Here is a 17554-nt window from a genome sequence, read left to right as displayed (position 1 = left end):
CGTGCTGGTCTCAATAGTCGTGATCGACCGAGCCGAGGCCATTGATCTGCGTGCGCAGCGTGGTGGGCTTGCGGGTCAGGCGCAGCGAGCCGACACCGTTGATCTCGACATCGACGAGGTTGCTGGCGCCGACGGCGACGTCCCCTGCCCCCGACATGCGGATCACCGCGTCCTCGCTGTCGACACCTTCCAGATCGAGATCGCCTGCGCCGTTCGAGGTCACGTACATCTGGCGAACCTTGCCGCTGGCATCGAGGTCGATCGCGCCATTGGCCTTGAGGTCGAGGCGGTCCTGATCGAGGCCGTGCAGCGTCACGTCACCCGGTGCTTCGAGATCGAGACCGGCAATCTGCGGGGCGGTGATCGTCACCTTGACGCCGTGGTGGAAGTGGCGGGCGCTGCCCGTGCCATCGGTCTTGAGGCGACCGTTTTCCCACACGAGGTGATCGACGATTGAGGCCGGGCCGCTGACGGTCATCTGCGCCTTGTCGCCGCGCACGAAGTGCAGCTCCACCGGCACTTCCATGGCGATCTGCTGGCCGGGCTGGACCGCGAAAGTGCGGACGTGCTGCGGGCCGTGGTCTGCCTTGCCGTCGTCATCGAAGTCGAAGTGCCAGCCTTTGCCGTCCTGGAAAGCCTCGCGAACATCCTTGCCGCCGACGATCCAGGCGCCGCCAATGGCGAGGATCGAGAGGATCACGCCGCTGACGAAGACGATGAGCAGTTTCCTGAGCATGGTATGTCTCCTTGTTCCGTCGCGCTTAGGCGTCGGCGTGAATGGCGGGCTCGATCACCCGGTAGTGCAGGCGGCCGAACCACATGAGGGCATTGACGATCCAGATGCTGACCAGCGTGAGCAGCGCACCGGCTGCCACCGCCGCGCTCATCAGACCGAGGCCGAAGAGGATCGCGGTGAAGATGCCGCCGGGAAAGCCGCTGAACGGCCCTGCGATCATGATGAAGCCCCCGGCGATGAAGATCGCGACGGTCGCCACGAACAGGCCGAACATCACGCCGATTACCGGCAGCACGATTGGCAGCAGGATCAGGATGTCGATCGTGGCCAGGCCCATGAAGGCGATGATAGCGGTCCAGGCCGAGGACGGCGTGCGTCCTGCTTCCCAGTTGCGGATGCCTGCTTCCAGACGCAGTTCGCGGGCGAGGCGCGAGGGATTGCCCAGCGCTTCGGCGACTTCCGCTTCGGAGCGCCCGTCGGCGTTACCTGCCTCGAAATGCGCTTCGTAGTCGGCGACGATCTCGGCGATATCCTCGGAAGGCATGCCCTTGAGGCCCGCCTTCAGGCGCTTGATGAACTCGTTACGCGTCATGGCTGTCCTCCCCTGAACTGGCGGTCGCGGGCATGGGCTCTGCTTCGGCGGCGAGCAGGCTTTCGACGGCGGCGGTGAACCCGCGCCATTCGCTGACCTGTTCGTCGAGGCGGGCTCGCCCGGTCTCGGTGATGCGGTAGTACTTGCGAGGCGGTCCCGAAGGCGATTCCTCCAGGTACGTGACCACGAGGCCCTCGGACTGCATGCGGCGCATCAGCGGGTAGATGGTGCCTTCCCCCATGTCGACCGCGGCAGCCATGCGGCTGGCGATCTCGTAGGCGTAGCTGTCACCCCGCGAAAGCAGCGCGAGCACGCAAAGACCGAGCACCCCTTTCTTAAGCTGGATTTCGATTTCCGACATCGATCTGTCTCCTGTCGATGGAGACTGTCTATAACAAGCTACTGTGTGTTGCAAGATACCTTGTTTAAGAAAGTACATTGCCATCGCAGGTAGCTTGCATTGATCTGTCAATGGCTATGGTTTTCAGGCGCTTGCCGTTGACAGATGCGTTGCTTGGAGCACTTATGAAAATTGAATACGCAAAGCGCGGGAGGCGAAGAGCGACCAGATGGACGACAGCGAAGGCGCTTTATCTCGCCGATTCGGCAACTTCTCCGGTGTCGAGTCGCGTCTGACGCTCAGTCTTTCCGGCACCAATCTGGAGCGGGCAGGCGATTACAATCAGCGCATCGTTCTGCAAGCGATTCGTCTGGCGGGCGAGACGACCCGCGTCGAACTCGCCGGGATAACCGGCCTTACCGCGCCGACGATTGCCAATATCACCCGCCGACTGGCGGAGACGGGCCTCGTGCGCCCCGGCGGGCGCCTTCAGGGGAAACGTGGCCAACCCGCCAAGCGGATCGTCATCGTTCCGGAAGGCGCTTTCGCGATCGGCCTTAATATTGATCGAGACCATATCTCGCTGGCGGCGGTCGATCTGGCGGGACAGGTCAGGTTTCGCCATACGCTGGAAATCCCGTTCGCCCTGCCCGATGCTGTAGCAGCGCACGTGGCCGCCGTGCTGCCGGAACTGATGGTATCCGCAGGCATCGCCCCCGAGCGCGTTTTGGGTGTAGGCATCGCCCTGCCCGACGATCTTGGCCGCATCGCCCTGCCCCATCGTCCACAAGGGTATGAGGCGTGGGATGGACTCGATCTTCAGGCGCTGTTCGCACAGGCGCTTCCCTGGCCGCTCTATCTCGACAACGACGCTGCCGCTGCTGCGCTGGGAGAATTGCATCTGGGTGACGGCATCGCCTTGCCCGGCTTCTTCTATCTGCTGATCAGTGCGGGGCTCGGCGGTGGTCTGGTGATCGACAAGAGTTATGTGCGCGGGGCGGATTCGCGTTCGGGTGAGATCTGGGCGATGCCTGATCCCCCGGCTGGTCCCGATGCCGTCGTGCAGGACACCGTTTCCCTGCTTGCTCTCTACGAGCGACTGGAGGCCGCAGGGTTCCCGGTCGATCATCCTGCGGCACTTGCCGCAATCTCGGCGGAAGCGGAGCCGGTGATCGAACGATGGCTGGACGATGCCGCGCGTTCGCTCACCGCACCGCTGATCGCTATGAACTGCCTCATAAACCCGTCTGCGGTCTTGATCGGGGGCCGACTGCCGGGGGATTTGGCGGACGGACTGGTGGAGCGTTTGTCGGCAGGTCTTGTCGGTGCAAAAATTCCAGCGGTGGCCCCGGTCCAACGTGCGCGGATGGCGGATGACGCCCCCGCAATTGGTGCCGCCATGATCCCGTTCCTGGATCAACTGCTCGCGTCGGAATCGATCCTGATGCAAGCCGGGCGCTGACGGGCGGACAAGGCAGAGACCTCCCGCCCGCCCATCTGTGCTGGTGATCAGATCATAGTTTCGGGGCGCACGACGCGATCGAAGGTCGCCTCGTCCACATAGTCGAGTTCCAGCGCTGCCTCGCGCAGGGTCTGTCCGGTTTCGTGAGCATGCTTGGCGATCTTGGCGGCTTTGTCGTAGCCGATCTCTGGCGCCAGAGCTGTCACCAGCATCAGCGATCGCTCGACCAGTTCGACGATGCGCTTGCGGTTCGGCTCGATCCCGTCGACACATCGGGTGGCGAAGCTGTCCATGCCGGTTGCCAGCAGATGGATCGAGCGGATCACCGCCGCGCCGATCAGCGGCTTGAAGACGTTAAGCTCGAACGCGCCCTGAAGTCCACCTACGGTCGCGGCCTGATGGTTGCCGATCACCTGCGCCGCAACCATCGTCAGCATCTCGCACTGGGTGGGATTGACCTTGCCTGGCATGATCGAACTGCCCGGCTCGTTGGCAGGCAGGTCCAGTTCGCCAAGGCCGGAGCGCGGTCCGGAGCCCAGCAGGCGGATGTCGTTGGCGATCTTGGTGAGCGAGACGGCCAGCGTCGCCAGCGTGCCGGCGAGTTGTACCAGCGCGTCATTGCTGGCGAGGGCTTCGAACTTGTTGGGTGCGGTCTCGAACGGCAGGCCGGTCTGCTCGGCCAGGTGCTTGGCCGTAGCTTCGGCAAAGCCCGGTGAGGCGTTGAGCCCGGTGCCGACCGCCGTGCCGCCCTGTGCCAGTTTCAGCACGCCCTTGCGCGCGTCGAGCAGGCGCTCCTGCGCATAGTCCAACTGCTGGACGTAGCCCGAGAACTCCTGCGCCAGCGTCAGCGGCGTTGCGTCCTGAAGATGGGTGCGGCCGATCTTGACGATATCGCCCCACGCCTCGACCTTGCGCTGCAACGAGGCGCGCAGGACACCGAGCGCAGGCAGCAGAAGACGGTCGACCTCGACGGCGGCGGCGACATGCAGTGCGGTCGGGAAGCTGTCGTTAGAGGACTGGCCCTTGTTGACATGATCGTTGGGGTGGACCGGGCTCTTGCCGCCGCGAGTGCCCGAAAGGATTTCGTTGGCGCGTCCGGCGATGACCTCATTGACGTTCATGTTGCTCTGGGTGCCGCTGCCGGTCTGCCAGATGACAAGCGGGAACTGGTCGTCGAGCGTGCCGTCGATCACTTCGCCTGCGGCTTGCTCGATGACACCTGCCAGACTGGGATCGAGGCCGTGCTCGCGATTCACCCAGGCAGCGGCGCGCTTCACGCGGGCAAGGGCGTGGACGATGGCGATCGGCATGCGCTCGGTATCGCCGAAGGGAAAGTTCTCGATGCTGCGCTGGGTCTGTGCGCCCCAGTAGGCGGTGGCGGGAACGTCGATTTCGCCGATGCTGTCCGATTCGCGGCGGGTCTGCATGATCTGGTGTGCCTTTCTCTCCGGTTTGAGAGAACACATGGGGCATTGGCCGGATGATGCAAGCTTATTGAGATTGAGTTGCAGTTGAAAAATATGCCCCGGACCTTGCGATCCGGGGCAGTCGGGAGAAACCGTCGGGAGACGGGCAGGAAGGGGGTGCGATCAGAAGACCGTGCGCACGACCATGGCAACGCGGCGGTCGGTTTCGGTCCAGCTGTAGCGCGGCTTGAGATCGGGATCGCCCACGCGCAGGTATGTCTTCGAGGCCAGCAGGTTCGTGCCCTGGACACCAATCTTGAAGTGCTTGCCGACCGAGACGAGGAACGAGGCGTCCAACTGGCCGTAAGCGTCCGACCACACCGGATAGTTGATGTTCGCTGCCGAAGTCGTCAGCAGGTAGGACGAGCGCCAGTTGTAGGCGAGGCGGGCTGAAATACCGTACTTTTCGTAGATCCCGGCAAGGTTGTACGAATACTTGGACATGCCTTCGAGCGGCAGCGTGAGCCCGGCATTCGTGGTCTGGTTCGAATCGAACACGTTGACGGCGGTGTTCTTGCCGCCAGTCGAATCGACGTAGGTAAAGTTGCCCGAGAATCCGAGGCCGCTCAGCGCGCCGGGCAGGAAATCGAAGAACTGGGTATAGGCCAGTTCGCCACCCTTGATTGAACCGTGCGAACCGTTGGTCTGCTGGGTCACGTCGAAGGTGAGCGTCTGCCCGTTGCTGGTGTACTGCTGCTCCACCAGGCCGGAATAGATGTAATCCTTGATACCCTTGTAGAACAGGCCAAGCGTCAGGCTGTTCGAGCGTCCGTAGTAATACTCGAAGCTGAGATCGACCTGATTGGCGCGGGTCGGCTTGAGGTTCGGATTGCCTGCCGTGCCGGTGAACGCCGTGGAGCGTCCCCCAATGCCGGTGCCGTTTGGCGTGCCGGTTTCATCGAACGAGAAGTTCAGCGTGGTGTACGGGTTCAGCTGGGTGAAGCTGGGGCGGGAAATCGCCTTGGAGAAGGCGAGGCGGATCTGCAGGTTGTCGCTGGCGAAATAGCGCAGGTTCAGGCTGGGCAGAACGTCCGTATAAGTGGTGCCGCCCGTTGTCTGGAGATCGCCGAGCGAGCCTGATGCGAAGGCCACGGCAGCGTTGTAGTCCGAGCAGTCGGTCGCCGTGCAGGTTGTGGTGATCGCGCCGATTGCGGCAGCGGAGCCGAGCGACTTCGCTTCGGTATGGACCACGCGCACGCCCAGATTACCGTCGAACCGCCCGATCGGGCTCTTGTCCGCACCGAAGCGGAGCAGGGCATATCCGGCCCAGGTCTTTTGCGACTGGTCGTTGATGCCGCCGCCCGATGCCGCCGACTGGCTGAGATCGGAGCTGAGAGGCGACCAGCCCCAGCCGTTTGTCTCCGTGCCCGCCAGTTGCTGATAGGCATAGGCCGTGCCCTGCGTCACCAGCGAGGCGGCCGGGAACCACAGGCCGCTGGTGGGATTGGCGACGTTGCCACGGAAGAAGTTGTTGTAGGTGATGAACGAGGACATGTTGGGCAGGTTGGCATTCTGCGTGCCGCCCGCAGGCCCCGTCTGGTTCAGATAGACCTCATTGCCCGGCAGCCAGTACTGGGCGGACAGGATGCTCCAGTTGTAGCCGGTCTGGCGGGTGATGGCGCTCTGGTCGGTCCAGCGCGCGCCCACCTTGAAGGACTTGAAGAAGCCACCGTCGTCGAACTTGTATTCGATATCGGCGCGGCCCGAGTATTCGTGGGCTTCGTTGTCCTCAAGGTGATCCATGGCCGCTGCCCACCAGTTCGCCGACTTGTCGGCAAAGCTCTGTGAGGCATCAGTGGGCGTGATCGAGAGGTACGGGTTGTTGCCCGAGAAATCGAAGTCGAATGTCGCCGGCACCGAGACACCGGTGAACACCGTCATCGAATAGACCTTCGCCGTCGACTTGATGTAATCGAAATCCCCGGTGACGGTCCAGTGATCGCCGGCCTCCCACTTGGCGTTCAGCGAGTAGTCCTGCGTCTTCTTGGTCTGGCTGCCCGCGCGGGTGTCCATGTTGAGCTGACGATTCTCGACTGTGCCCGAAACCAGTTCACCGGCCGAGCCGAACTGATAGCTGGAATTGTCGGTCTCCGGCTGGGAGAAATCGCCGACGGCATATTCCAGATCGTGCGGCGTGGCCTTCGAGATCAGGGCTTCGCCGGTCAGAGTCAGATTGCTGGCGGGTTTCCACTGCACCGAAGCGTCGAACGCGGTGCGCTTCTGCTGCCAGTCGATCCGGCGATAGCCCATCGAGTTGGGAATGTAGACCGTGTCGCCTGCCGACAAACCATCCTGATCGGTGCTCAGCGTTTCCGGCACATAGCGTCCGGCCGAGATCGAGTCCGTGCGGTTGCCGATGTTGCTGATGGAGTAGGATACCAGCACGCCGATCTCGCCGAGCGGCGTATCCCAGCGATCGCTGATCAGCGCGTTGCCCGACTTGAAGCTCTTCTTGTAGAGGTCGGCATAGTTGATATCGCCCGAGAAGGCGGCGACGAAGCCGGGGGCGTCGAAGGGCTTGCGTGTGCGCAAGTTGATAGTGCCGCCGATACCGCCTTCGATCATGTCCGCCGAAGGATTCTTGTAGACGTCTACGCCCGAAAGCAGGTCGGCCGAGATATCCTCGAACGAAAGCGCGCGGCCATTCGCAGCGGAGAACACGTCGCGCCCGTTCAGTTCCGAACGCACGAAGGACAGGCCGCGAATGAACACGCCGCCGCCTTCGCCCGACAGGCGCGCGGGATCGCGGTTGTCGCTGGTGCGCTGAAGCGTGACGCCGGGTACGCGCTGGAGCGCTTCGGAAACCGAACGGTCGGGCAGGGCGCCGATGTCCTGCGCGGTAATCGAATCGACCACTACCTCGGCATCGCGCTTGCGGGCGCGGGCGCCTTGCAGCGAAGCGCGGATACCGGTGACGACGATCGCGCCGTTGGTGTCCATGGCGGTATCGGAATCGGGTAGCGTGCCGTCCGTGGCAGTGGCGCGGGTCTGTCCGCTTGTTGCGACATCGGCGGCGGGCGTCGCGGCGGATGCGCCGGTCGGCGTTGTCGTGGTTTGCGCCCAGCCAGTGCCGGGCAGCGCGCAGGCGATCAATGCCGATGCAGAAACGCCTGCACGCAGCAGATCGCGATTTTCAAGTCCCGCGAATCCACGGCACGCACGATGGAAAAAGCTCATGTCATCCCCTCCTCAAACGGTCACTTTTGCAACGCACAATTTTGATAGCGCTATCACAAAAGAACCTGCGTTTCCCGGGCCTGATGCTTACAAGAGTGCCCAAGTCAACGAACGGAGCCCTAACATCCCGTCAGGTCATCTGCAACACGATTTGTAATGCGCTAACATTATTAGCGCCATTGCGTCGTCAATGTAACATCTGCGTTGCGTGCAGGCGCATGTGAAGAGGGGCTGATCGACGGATCAAGGCTGGCGGGAAAGCGCGGTTTCGATGGCGGCCTGAACGATCGGCACCATGCGTGCATAGCCTGCGGAAAGCGGGTGTATGCCGTCGCGCGTGAGGCCTTGCTGCATCAGCCCATCGGGGGCGGCGAGGGCCGGGGCATAGTCTGCAAAGGCATAGCCCCGTGCCTTTGCCAGTGCTGCGAGTCGGGCATTGATGGCGCGCAGTTCGGTCGGCTTTCGCTGTGCAACATTGTCGCGTTGCGTCGCAGTGTCGGTGACAGGGAGGATCGAACACAGCACCACGGCGATGCCATGCGCGCGGGCAATGTCAGCCATCGCCGCGATGTTCGAGACCACGCTGTCTGCGCTCTCCACTTGCAGGAAACCGGTTACATCGTTCACGCCGCCCAGAATCACGACCGCGCGGGGATGCAGGGCGACTACATCCTGTGTGAACCGGACCAGCATCTGGGCCGTCACCTGGCTGCCGATGCCCCGGTTAATGTAAGGCTTGCCGGGAAAGAAACGCGCAAGATCCCAAAGGTCGGTGATCGAATCGCCGATGAAAACCACCCGCTGTTCACCTTTGGCAGGTGGGGGCAGGGCGGCATCTGCGGGTGCGTAGATATAGCGCTCGCCGAAGTCCTGCATCATCGAGGGGACGAGTTTTTCGCGAAACGGGCCGAGCCAAGGCCCCCACGCGCGATCGTCCTGTATGGTGCGCCGCTCCGGGCTTGACTGATAGGGTACAGGCGTCTGCGCGCGGGCGGGCAAGGTGGTGACGGCCATGGCTGCCGCCAGCACCCCGGCCATGACCCCTGTGATCGCGCGCAGACGAGGTCTCATGCCGCGAAGATTCCGTGGCGTTTGCCGAAGGCATGGAACAGGTCGGGCCAGATCGAGGCGGGCACATCCTTGCCAAGCCTCGCGCCGAAGCCATGGCCGCCCTTGTCGAAGCCATGGAACTCGGCTGCGCGCTGTTTGGCGAGAAGGGCGCTGTACATCGCCAGGCTGTTACCGATGGGAACGAGGCCATCGTCGCTGGAGGCGGTGAGGAACACCGGAGGCGTATCGGCTGTCACCCGGTTCTCGACCGACCCCGTATCGCGCAACGCTTTGCTTGCGCCTTTGCCCAGGAGCGCGTCGCGCGATCCGGCATGGGTGAAGGGCGCGGAGAGGCTCACCACCGGATAGATCATGCCCACCAGATCGGGTCGGGCCGAGAGCGTGTCGGCGGCGTCAATGGGGGCATAGACCTTCTCGTCGAAGCGCGTGGCGATGCTCCCCGCCAGATGGCCGCCTGCGGAGAATCCCAGAACCGAAATGCGCTTGGGATCGAGGCCGAAATCGGCCGCCTTGTTGCGCACCAGCCTGACCGCGCGCTGGGCATCCTGCAAAGGCACTGTCGCGCGATTGGCCCAACCTTCGCCGGGCAGGCGGTACGAAAGGATGAAGCAGGTGACGCCGCGCTCGGTCAGCCAGCGGGCCTGCTCCTCGCCCTCGTTGTCCCAGGCGAGGAACTCATAGCCACCACCCGGCAGCAGGATCACTGCCGAGCCGTCGCGATAGGCAGGCTGACGCACTGCGAGCGCGGGCGTGGCCACGCCGGTCAGCCAGCGATCGTCGAAATCGGCGTTCTTTGACTGCTGGTGCCATTGGAGGGTCGGCATCGTGGCAGGTGCGCCGGGGGCCTTGCCGGGCCACAGCGGCAGGGTTGGCCCGGATGTCGAGATCGCGGTGGAGCCAGCCTTGGCCGCTTGCGTGCGCAGCGTCGCGGCAAGGCCGAGCGCGGTGATGCCACCCAGCAGTGTGCGGCGCGAGGTTTTCGTGTCGGTCATGGTTTTCCCCTCAGTCAGGGCAGACAGCACCGGCAGGATCGGTGCCAAGCTTAAGATCGGAAATGGCGATGGCATAGCGCCCTTGCGCGGTCAGCGTGAAGGGGCGGCTGATACCGGCAAGGTCGGTGCCATGTGCGGCAAAGCACTTGAGCGGCATTTTCAGGTGCGCCCAGGTTCCCGGCTTGGCCGTCATTCCGTCGATCCGCACCGTGCCCGAGCCGAGTGCGAGCGTGACCGGGCCGGTAGCGGCTTCGTCCACGCGATAGGTCAGATCGACGTTCAGATCGGCATTCGCTTCGCGCTGGAGCATGAGCGTCGGGCCGTAGACTTCGGCCTTGCCCGCGCCGTTCCACGTCAATTGGACGGCGCCTTCCTGCCTGCTGGGGCTATCGACAAGACGCTGCGAGACCGTGTCGGACGTTTGCAGGGTGAAGGGCTTGGCGGCGCTGCCGTTGGCGATGAACACGCTGGTGTTGGTGGCACTGGCATCGATCCCGGCGACTTCGCTGAGCGTCCCGACATGTGCGCGCTTGGCATACGTCAGGCCATAGCCCAGCGGAAACAGCGGATCGTATCCGGCCATCCCCTTGTTGAGCACGAACTGCGCTGCCGTCTTTGGCCACGAGAAGGAGAGTGTACCGTGGAAATCGGTCTTGCCGCCAATCAGCACGTCGGCCACGCCTTCGCCTTCCGAACCGGGGAACCATGCCGCGACGAAAGCGTCAGACTGGTTCAGTTCCGGGTTTACCCAAAGTGGGCGACCGGAGAGGAACACCGAGACGGTAGGAATACCCTTCGCCTTCAGGGATTTGAGAAGCGCCAGTGCCTTCTTGTCACCAGGCTGAAATTCCAGCGTGCGCACGTCGCCACGCAGTTCGGCATAAGGCTCTTCGCCGAAGATCACGATCGCGACGTCTGGCTTTGCCGTGAAGCTGCCATCGGGGGATAGCACCGCCTTGCCGCCGCCTGCCTTTAACGCGCTGGCGATACCGGCATAGATCGAGGTGGCGCCGGGGAAGTCGGCATTGGTGTTGCCGTCGCCCTGCCACGACAGCGTCCACCCTCCGGACTGGCGGCCGATATCGTCTGCTGCCTCACCCGCTACGAGCACGGTGGCGCTAGTCTTGATCGGGAGCACGCCTTCGTTCTTGAGCAGCACAAGGCTCTCTCGCACGGCCTGCCGAGCGATCGCGCGGTGCTGTGCCGAGCCCATTTCCTGCGGTTTGTTCTCAAAGGGGCGGGCCTTGTCGAACAGGCCGAGCTTGAACTTCACGCGCAGGATGCGGCGCACGGCGTCGTCGATGCGCGTCATCGGAATCTTGCCCGATTGCGCATCGGCCAGCGTTGAATCGAACAGCCCCTTCCAGCTGTCGGGCGCCATCGCCATGTCGAGCCCGGCATTGAACGTGGCGGCGCAGTCGGTCGCGGTGCAGCCGGGCACTTGTGCGTGGCCGTTCCAGTCGCCCACGACGAAACCATCGAAGTGCATCCGGCCTTTCAGCACATCGGTGAGCAGCGCCTTGTTGCCGTGCATCTTCACGCCGTTCCAGCTGGAGAACGAGGCCATCACGGTCATTGTCCCGGCATCGACGGCAGCGGGATAGCCTGCATCGTGAATGCGGATCAGCGTGGCCTCATCGACGCGGGTGTCGCCCTGATCGATGCCGTCATGCGTGCCGCCATCGCCGAGGAAGTGCTTGACGCTGGCGGCGACGTGCCCCGCCTGCACGGTGGTCTTGCTGCCGGGCGCGCCTTGGAGACCCTCGACCATCGGCCCGGCGTAGCTGGCGACGAGGGCAGGGTCTTCGGAATAGCCCTCATAGGCGCGGCCCCAGCGTTCGTCCTGCGGCACGGCGAGGGTCGGGCCGAAAGCCCAGTCGATGCCCGAAGCGGCGGTTTCCGCGCCGGTCGCGGCACCGATCTGGCGCATCAGCGCCGGATCGTGCATCGCGCCAAGGCCGACATTGTGCGGGAAGAGCGTAGCGCCCACGACGTTGCTGTTGCCGTGGACGGCATCGATGCCGAACATCATCGGGATCGCGACATGGCCGGCGCGCGGTTCCATCGCCACGGCATTGAAGGCGCGCGCCGTCTTCACCCAGGCGGCAGCGGGAGAGCGATCCGGCGCGTCGAGCGGCGGCGAATTCCCGCCCGCAAGGATCGAGCCGAGCGGATAGGCGCGCAGGTCATCGGGCTTGATCGAGGCGGTATCGGCCTGGATCATCTGGCCGATCTTTTCGCGAAGGCTCATGCGCTTCATCAGCGCGGTGATCTTTGCCTCCGTCGCGGGATCGACAAGGCCGGGGCTTTTGGCCGCTGGCCAGAGTTCGGGATGAACCGGTGTTGCCTCCGGTACAGCGGCAGGTGTATCGAGAGTGCTCTGGGCCATGACGACACTGGCGCATCCGCACAGCGCGGCCACCGAGATCACGCGGGAAATCCGCTTCATTCAATCCTCCCCTTTATTCTTGTCGTACAATAGGCCATTGCAAATGGTGGCGCTACCATAAATTGTCGTGCGATGTGCCGGTCCCGCTATTCGCAAGGCTGGCGGACATGCTAGGGTTGCGGGATGCCGGATACCCTTCGCAAGCCCAGAACAAGTCGCTCCCGCCAGACCGGCGCGCCCACGATCAGCGATGTGGCGACGCTGGCGGGCGTGTCGATGATGACGGTATCGCGGGTGATCAATGCCGATGCCAAGGTGCGCCAGTCCACGCGTGAGAAGGTGAACGCGGCGATCGCCGAACTGAACTATGCCCCCAACCGTGCTGCCCGCAGTCTGGCTGGCGCGGCGCAGATGCGGATTGGGCTGCTCTATTCCAACCCGTCCGAGGCGTTCCTGAGCGCCTTTATCGTCGGTTCGCTGGAAGAGGCGAGCCGTTCGGATGCGCAGATTATCGTGCGCAAGCTGGAGGACGGCGAAGACCCCGGCCATGCCACCGAGCGGATGATCGCGGGCGGGGTGGATGGGGTGGTTCTGCCGCCGCCGCTATGCGAAGCGCCCGAGGTGCTGGCGGTGCTGCGCAAGGCGGGCGTGCCGACGGTTGCCGTCACCACTGCGCGGCCGGAGGATGGCGTGGCGGCGGTCATGATCGACGATCACACCGCCGCGCGCGAGATGACCGCGCATCTCATCGGCCTTGGCCATCAGCGTATCGGTTTCATCCTTGGCCACCCGGATCTGACCGCGAGCGGCGAGCGCCTGATCGGCTATCGCGAAGCGCTGGAATCGGCGGGCATCGCGTTTGACGAGGCGCTGGTCGCGCAGGGGTACTTCACCTATCGTTCGGGGCTGGATGCCGCCGAAGCGCTGCTCTCGCTGGACGATGCGCCGTCCGCGATCTTCGCCAGCAACGATGACATGGCTGCCGCCACCGTCGCCATCGCCCATCGGCGCGGGCTCGACGTTCCGGGCGATCTTACCGTCTGCGGTTTCGACGATGTGGCGCTGGCGACGACGATCTGGCCGGAACTGACCACGATCCAGCAGCCGATCGCAGAAATGAGCCGTTGTGCGGTGGAACTGCTGGTCTCCCTGCTGCGCAACAAGCGGACTTCGGAGATCGGCGCACACCGTATCAAGCTCGATCACACGCTGGTGCGTCGCCAGTCCGATGCCGCGCCGCGCCGCCGCCCGTCGCTGCGCGTGCCGGGATAGGCTTTCAGGCGCTGCGGATCCGCATCGTGATCGCCAGCGTCTCGCCCGGCGCGAGCGGGGCAGGGGGCTGACGATTGACGGCATCGGGCATGGTCGTTTGCGGCTCGGCGCAGAAGAAGTCGCGGCCGGGGGGCACGAACAGATGCAGGAAGGGCGTGCCTTCGCCTTCGAGGATCAGGTCGCCATCGTCGCGCATGATTGTGAGGGTGCCATCCCAGCCAGCATAGCAATGATCGACCAGATCGGGACGTTCGAGCTCGGCACCGGCCTGCCAGTCACCCAGGGCATCGGCGGGAGCAGGATCGGTCGGCAGCATTTCAGCGTCGGAGAGCCAGACCTTCTCTGCGGCGAACCGGATGCCGCTGACGCCGCTGCGGTCGAACCACGGGTGGAACCCCAGCGCGGCGGGCATGGTGTGGCGATCGGTATTGGTGATCGCAAGGCACGCTTCCAGCCCGTCGTCCAGCAGCGTGAAGGTCTGCGTCAGTGCGAAAGACCAGTCCCAGTGGGCATCGGCTTCATGGACATGGTGTAGCGTGATCGAGGATTCGTCCTGCACGCCCGGCGTCCAGTCGCGCAGCCATGCCGTGCCATGGAGCGGATGCGCGTGGTCGGGGTGGTTCGGGGCGAGGTGGTATGCGGCCCCGTTCCATGCAAAACGTCCATGGGCAATGCGGTTGACGTATGGGGCGAGCGGAATGCAGGCGCTGTCGAGCGGCTCGGTACTGCCTTGCGGCATCGCGCGCAGCACGGGCTGGCCACGCCGCTCCAGCGCGCGGACCATGCCGCCGTGCCGGATATCGACGTCCAGCGACCACTCGCCCCGTGTCAGCTTCATGGTTATCCCTGCATCTCTTCGAGTTCGCGACCGCGCGTTTCTGTCACGAAGGCGCGGACGAAGACAAACGAAACCGCTGCCGACAGGGCATAGAATACGTAAGTCGGCGCCAGACCGGGGCTGACGGCCAGGATCGGGAAGCTCACCGAGATCGCCGCATTGGCGATCCACTGCGCAAACCCTGCGACGGCAAGGGCAGAGCCGCGGATCTGGTTGGGGAACATTTCGCCCAGCATAACCCACATCACCGGCCCCCAGCTCATGTTGAAGAACACGACATAGAGGTTGGCCGCGATCAGCGCGATCAGGCCCGCATGGCCGGGAAGCGAGACGGCACCGGCGGCATCGGTGACGGCGGTGGAGAAAGCCCAGGCCACTGTGCCCAGCGTCACCGCCATGCCTGCCGAGCCGATCAGCAACAGCGGGCGACGCCCCACCTTGTCCACCAGCGCGACCGTCAGCAGGCACGCACCGATGGAAAGCGCGCCCGACAGGATGTTGATCTGGAGGGCATAGTCCTCGGTGAAGCCCACGGCCTGCCACAGCGTCGCGCCATAGTAGAACACCACGTTGATGCCGACGAACTGCTGGAATACCGCAAGGCCGATACCGACCCACACGATCGGGCGAATGCGGCCTTTCGTGCGGTCGATCAGGTCGGACAGGCGCGGGCGGTGGTGGTCTGCGGCCAACGAGGCGCGGATTTCAGCGACCTTGCGGGTGGCTTCCTCCGGGCCGAACAGGCGGGTTAGGACGCCGTGGGCCTGCTCCTCGCGGCGGCGGGCGACGAGGTAGCGCGGGCTTTCGGGAATGGTCAGCAGCGCGAGGAAGTAGATCGCCGCCGGGATCGCCTGAAGCCAGAACATCCAGCGCCACGCGGGCAGACCAAGCCACAGCGCGGCGGTCGAACTACCGGCGGTATGCGCCAGCACGTAGTTGGCCAGGAACGCACCGGTCAGCCCGGTGATGATCATCACCTGCTGGATCGAGGACAGCCGCCCGCGAATACCGGCGGGCACCATCTCGGAGATGTAGACCGGCGACGTCACGCTGGCCGCGCCGACGCCAAGGCCGCCGACGATGCGGGCAAGGATGAACACAACCGAACTTCCGGCAGCACCCGCAACCAGCGCGGAAATCAGGAACAGCACGGCGGCCAGCATCATCGTGCCGCGTCGCCCGATTACGTCGGACAGGCGTCCTGCACCGAAGGCGCCGATCGAGGAGCCGACAAGGATCGCGCCGACATTGATGCCGACGCCCAGCGCGCCGAGATCGAAGGCCGCCTCCAGCCCTTTCTGCGTGCCGTTGATGACGCCCGAATCGTATCCGAACATGAAGCCGCCGATGGTCGCGACGGCCACCACCAGCGCGATCAGGCGCATGTTGATCGCAGCGCCCCTGTCGAGCGCGAAGTCGTGGGGGGAGGCCCCCTGAAACGTGGGCATTCCTGACATCCTTTCCAGGCGGGCGGGGATTGTCGTTGGTGGTTCCCCCGCTCCGCACGTTCATGAGTTGCCCGGTTCGGACCCCGGCGCCGGGTCTGGTTGGTAATCAGGTATTGGCAGGTGTCACCGGCAGGCCGGGAATCGCGACCGGGAAAGTGAAGAGATCGCCTGCCAGCGGCTGCGCGGCAAGTTCCGCGTCCGACAGGCCCTGTCGCGCGGTCGTGGCATAGGCTGTACGCCGTTCTGCCCCGCCCAGCGCGACCTTGGTCACGTTCGCCACCGGCAGGCGGACTTCGTCGGTCAGGGCTCCATCGGCATTGAAGCGCCGCGCGGCCCAGCCACCGTAGAAGCCCAGCCAGACCCCGCCTTCGGCATCGCAGGTGGCGCCGTCGGGCCAGCCCCAGTCGGCTCTGTCCTGCCCATTGAAGTCGAGGAAAACCGTGCCCTCGCCGATATTTCCGGTTTCGTTCACGGTGTGGCGGATCACCTGTTTGCCCAGCGTGTCGACGTGGTAGAGCCATGTCCCGCAGGGCGAGATCGCAGGCCCGTTGGTGATGGCAACGGGCGTGATCCCGCTCTCGCGAACCTCGCCCTTGTCGAGCACATAGACCCGACCGGTCTCGCCGCCTTCCAGATTGTCCATGGTGCCGAACCACAGACGCCCTTCAGGATCGGTGGCGGCATCGTTGAGGCGGTTGTCCGGCAGATCGACATCGATCTTGCCGATCGGCTCGAAGCTGCGGGCTTCCGGGCGGAAGCGATGCGGGCCGCTCTTGAGCCCCGCGATCAGGCCTTCGCCCGTGCTGGGGAGCACCCAGCCGATATGTTCGGGCGCGGCCCAGTCCTCAAGCCCACCGCTGACCGGGTCGAGACGGAACACCGTCTGCCGCTTGATGTCGACGAACCACAGCGCATCCTCGATCCAGACCGGGCCTTCGCCCAGTTCCATGCCGAGCGCGCGGAGATGTTGTGCGTCCATCAGCGCCACCCCGCATCGACGAACCAGTCGTGTCCGGTGCACAGGCGTGCCCCATCGGAGCTGAGGAACAGCACCAGCGCGGCGACGTCCGCCGGCACGAGGCGCCCCGGAAGGCACTGGGCGGCCACGATTTCCGCTTCGCCTTCGGGGTGTACCACTTTTCCTGTCGCGGGGTCTTCACGTTGCCGGGGACCACCGTATTGACGCGGATGTTGTCGCGCCCGAGGTCGCGCGCAAGGCTGCGGGTGAGGCCCGAGATCGCCGCCTTGGCCGTCTGATACAGCACCAGTTCGGGCAGCGCGAGGTGCCAGCTGATCGAGCCGAAATTGACGATCACGCCGCCGCCGGCCTCGCGCATGGCCGGGACGACGGCTTGCGATGCGAAGAACTGGTGGCGCAGGTTCACGTTCATGCGCTCTTCCCAGAACGCGGGCGTAACCTCCTCCACAGTGTGGCGGTCATCGTTGGCGGCATTGTTCACCAATACGTCGATCCCGCCCAGATCCGCGACGATCGACTGGATCGCGCCGGTGAGCGCGTCCACATCGGTCAGGTCAAGCCGGTGGTAGACCGGGGCATGGCGCGCGCCTGGCGAAAGGCGCTGCACAAGATCGGCGCCTTCTTCGTCCTGAATATCGACGAAGGCCACGCGCGCACCTTGCGCGACGAAGCCCTCGACAAGGCCCGCACCGATGCCGGTGGCGCCGCCGGTCACGATCACGCGGCGGTCCTGAAGGTCGGGATAGATCGCGGCCAGCGGCGCGGCGGATGTGCTCTGGAGCATGGTCTGGG

Annotated in this window: 13 protein-coding genes and 1 pseudogene; 2 read left to right on the top strand and 12 right to left on the bottom strand. The window is 64.5% G+C overall.

Annotated elements, in window-relative coordinates:
• Positions 1-10: 10 nt before the first annotated feature.
• The 3 genes from CI805_RS02660 to CI805_RS02650 are packed head-to-tail and all read right to left on the bottom strand — an operon-like array spanning position 11 to position 1689.
• On the bottom strand, positions 11-736 hold the full coding sequence (locus CI805_RS02660; protein ID WP_260925963.1) for a DUF2807 domain-containing protein: 726 nt from the start codon (positions 734-736) through the stop codon (positions 11-13).
• Positions 737-761: 25 nt separating this feature from the next.
• A complete protein-coding gene (locus CI805_RS02655) occupies positions 762-1328 on the bottom strand; it encodes a DUF1700 domain-containing protein (protein ID WP_260925961.1) in 567 nt (188 codons plus the stop codon).
• Positions 1318-1689: a PadR family transcriptional regulator gene (locus CI805_RS02650; protein ID WP_260925959.1), complete on the bottom strand. Its 372-nt coding sequence runs from the start codon at positions 1687-1689 to the stop codon at positions 1318-1320. Before CI805_RS02650 ends, CI805_RS02655 begins: the two co-directional genes overlap by 11 nt.
• 208 nt (positions 1690-1897) lie before the next feature.
• On the opposite strand from CI805_RS02650, the gene CI805_RS02645 reads away from it, so the two are divergent.
• The gene (locus tag CI805_RS02645; RefSeq protein WP_260925956.1) at positions 1898-3130 is read left to right on the top strand and encodes an ROK family transcriptional regulator; all 1233 of its coding nucleotides are present in this window, start codon (positions 1898-1900) and stop codon (positions 3128-3130) included.
• Positions 3131-3177: 47 nt separating this feature from the next.
• Here the strand turns inward: CI805_RS02645 and fumC are convergent, their stop codons facing one another.
• From fumC to CI805_RS02620, 5 genes are all read right to left on the bottom strand, one after another.
• Positions 3178-4557 carry a class II fumarate hydratase gene (gene fumC / locus CI805_RS02640; RefSeq protein WP_260925953.1) on the bottom strand — a complete coding sequence of 460 codons (1380 nt, stop codon included), beginning with the start codon at positions 4555-4557 and terminating at the stop codon, positions 3178-3180.
• A gap of 162 nt (positions 4558-4719) precedes the next feature.
• Positions 4720-7773 (bottom strand): TonB-dependent receptor, encoded by a 3054-nt coding sequence (locus CI805_RS02635; protein ID WP_260925950.1) that lies wholly within the window; start codon positions 7771-7773, stop codon positions 4720-4722.
• A gap of 243 nt (positions 7774-8016) precedes the next feature.
• Positions 8017-8844 carry a GDSL-type esterase/lipase family protein gene (locus CI805_RS02630; protein WP_260925947.1) on the bottom strand — a complete coding sequence of 276 codons (828 nt, stop codon included), beginning with the start codon at positions 8842-8844 and terminating at the stop codon, positions 8017-8019.
• Complete coding sequence (locus CI805_RS02625) at positions 8841-9836, bottom strand: alpha/beta hydrolase (RefSeq protein ID WP_260925945.1); 996 nt, start codon at positions 9834-9836, stop codon at positions 8841-8843. The genes CI805_RS02630 and CI805_RS02625 overlap by 4 nt, the downstream gene beginning before the upstream one ends.
• Positions 9837-9846: 10 nt before the next feature.
• Entirely contained in the window at positions 9847-12285 is a 2439-nt protein-coding gene (locus CI805_RS02620; protein WP_313958513.1) for a glycoside hydrolase family 3 protein, read from the bottom strand.
• A gap of 123 nt (positions 12286-12408) precedes the next feature.
• On the opposite strand from CI805_RS02620, the gene CI805_RS02615 reads away from it, so the two are divergent.
• Complete coding sequence (locus CI805_RS02615) at positions 12409-13497, top strand: LacI family DNA-binding transcriptional regulator (RefSeq protein ID WP_260925942.1); 1089 nt, start codon at positions 12409-12411, stop codon at positions 13495-13497.
• A 4-nt stretch (positions 13498-13501) separates the two neighbouring features.
• Here the strand turns inward: CI805_RS02615 and CI805_RS02610 are convergent, their stop codons facing one another.
• From CI805_RS02610 to CI805_RS02595, 4 genes and pseudogenes are all read right to left on the bottom strand, one after another.
• A complete protein-coding gene (locus tag CI805_RS02610; protein ID WP_260925939.1) occupies positions 13502-14335 on the bottom strand; it encodes an aldose 1-epimerase in 834 nt (277 codons plus the stop codon).
• A gap of 2 nt (positions 14336-14337) precedes the next feature.
• Complete coding sequence (locus CI805_RS02605; RefSeq protein ID WP_409934923.1) at positions 14338-15783, bottom strand: sugar porter family MFS transporter; 1446 nt, start codon at positions 15781-15783, stop codon at positions 14338-14340.
• Between the two features lie 106 nt (positions 15784-15889).
• On the bottom strand, positions 15890-16732 hold the full coding sequence (locus tag CI805_RS02600) for an SMP-30/gluconolactonase/LRE family protein (RefSeq protein ID WP_260927724.1): 843 nt from the start codon (positions 16730-16732) through the stop codon (positions 15890-15892).
• Positions 16733-16761: 29 nt separating this feature from the next.
• Positions 16762-17546: pseudogene (locus CI805_RS02595) on the bottom strand (SDR family NAD(P)-dependent oxidoreductase).
• Positions 17547-17554 lie beyond the last annotated feature (8 nt).

It is taken from the genome of Novosphingobium sp. 9 (assembly GCF_025340265.1).
In the GTDB taxonomy this organism is placed as follows: Bacteria; Pseudomonadota; Alphaproteobacteria; order Sphingomonadales; family Sphingomonadaceae; genus Novosphingobium.
Note: the sequence above shows the minus strand (reverse complement) of the source record. Positions and strands in the feature narration are given on the sequence as shown.